This is a genomic window from Argonema antarcticum A004/B2, assembly GCF_023333585.1.
Classification (GTDB): domain Bacteria; phylum Cyanobacteriota; class Cyanobacteriia; order Cyanobacteriales; family Aerosakkonemataceae; genus Argonema; species Argonema antarcticum.
Window position 1 is genome coordinate 1 of record NZ_JAIQZN010000226.1, and the last position, 1,816, is coordinate 1,816.

Here is a 1,816-nt window from a genome sequence, read left to right on the forward strand (position 1 = left end):
CCATCGACTACCCCCTTCGGGCTCGTCTTAGGGGCCGGCTTACCCTGCTCAGATTAGCTTTAAGCAGGAACCCTTGGGATTTCGGCGAGAGGGCATCTCACCCTCTTTATCGCTACTCATGTCAGCATTCGCACTTCCGATACCTCCACGGTCGGTTACCCTCCCGCTTCATCGGCCTACGGAACGCTCCGCTACCGCTTGGATCAAAAGATCCAAACCCTAAGCTTCGGTACGTATCTTGAGCCCCGTTACATTTTCGCCGCAGGATCTCTTATTTAGACCAGTGAGCTGTTACGCTTTCTTTAAAGGATGGCTGCTTCTAAGCCAACCTCCTGGTTGTTTTGGAAATCCCACATGCTTTCCCACTTAGATACGATTTGGGGACCTTAGCTGTAGGTTAGGGCTGTTTCCCTTTTGACGACGGACCTTAGCACCCGCCGTCTGTCTGCCGGACTAACTCTGTGGTATTCGGAGTTTGGTTAGGTTTGGTAGATCTCGCGACCCCCTAGCCCATCCAGTGCTCTACCCCCACAGGTAAACATCCGACGCACTACCTAAATAGTTTTCGCGGAGAACCAGCTATTTCCCGGCTTGATTGGCCTTTCACCCCTAAACACAACTCATCCGACAATTTTTCAACATTGAACGGTTCGGCCCTCCAGTGCGTGTTACCGCACCTTCAGCCTGGTCATGCCTAGATCGCCGGGTTTCGGGTCTAATCCATCAAACTCAGTCGCCCTATTCAGACTCGCTTTCGCTGCGCCTACACCTAACGGCTTAAGCTTGCTTGATAGATTAAGTCACTGACCCATTATACAAGAGGTACGCTGTCAGGCCTCAAGGACCCTCCAACTGATTGTAAGCATTCGGTTTCAGGTACTGTTTCACTCCCCTCATCGGGGTGCTTTTCACCTTTCCCTCACGGTACTTGTTCGCTATCGGTCATGTACGAGTATTTAGGCTTGGAGGGTGGTCCCCCCATGTTCAGACAGGATTTCACGTGTCCCGCCCTACTCGAGTCCTGATGTTTCATTTTCGCATACGGGGCTGTCACCCGCTATGGCCAAACTTTCCAGAATGTTCTGCTAATTAAACACCAGGCACTGGCCTGGTCCGCGTTCGCTCGCCACTACTAACGGAATCTCGGTTGATGTCTTTTCCTCCGGGTACTGAGATGTTTCAGTTCTCCGGGTTCGCTTCACGAAACCTATGTATTCAGTCTCGCAATACCTTTGCCCAATTACCCAGCCCGTGATTGCTCACGGGCGAGATAATCGGGATAGGTGGGTTTCCCCATTCGGAAATCGCGGGATCAAAGCTTGCTCACAGCTCCCCCACGCTTATCGCAGCGTGCCACGTCCTTCATCGCCTGTACATGCCAAGGCATCCACCAAATGCTCTTACCTCACGCTTGAGAGTCCACACCACCAATGACAACATTGGTCGATCGCTCGAGACACGGTCTTGTAAGCCGCGCCCCACACGAACGTACCACTCGGCTGCTGCCATGGTTTGCTCGGTGTGGATGATTTATCTCAGCCAGATATTCATTAGTTAAAATGAATGTATGTGATTGGCATACGTGACCCACCTCTTTCGAGATCGGCACGATGCAACCACGGCATCGATTAAAAAACCCATTCACAATGTCAAAGAGCAGGCCACTCATGGGCCCGCACACCGGCTACGGATAAATCCGCGCCGGAATATGTTGTCTTCATCTCTGGAGAAATGCGTGGTGGTGGAGCCTATCGGGATCGAACCGATGACCCCCTGCTTGCAAAGCAGGTGCTCTCCCAGCTGAGCTAAGGCCCCC

1 tRNA gene and 1 rRNA gene are annotated in these 1,816 nt (G+C 52.4%); both read right to left on the bottom strand.

Going from position 1 to position 1,816, the window contains the following annotated elements:
• Positions 1-1,414: ribosomal RNA gene (locus LAY57_RS35510) — 23S ribosomal RNA — on the bottom strand; the annotation flags it as partial.
• 325 nt (positions 1,415-1,739) lie between these two features.
• Positions 1,740-1,815, bottom strand: a tRNA-Ala gene (locus LAY57_RS35515).
• Between the last annotated feature and the right edge of the window lies 1 nt (position 1,816).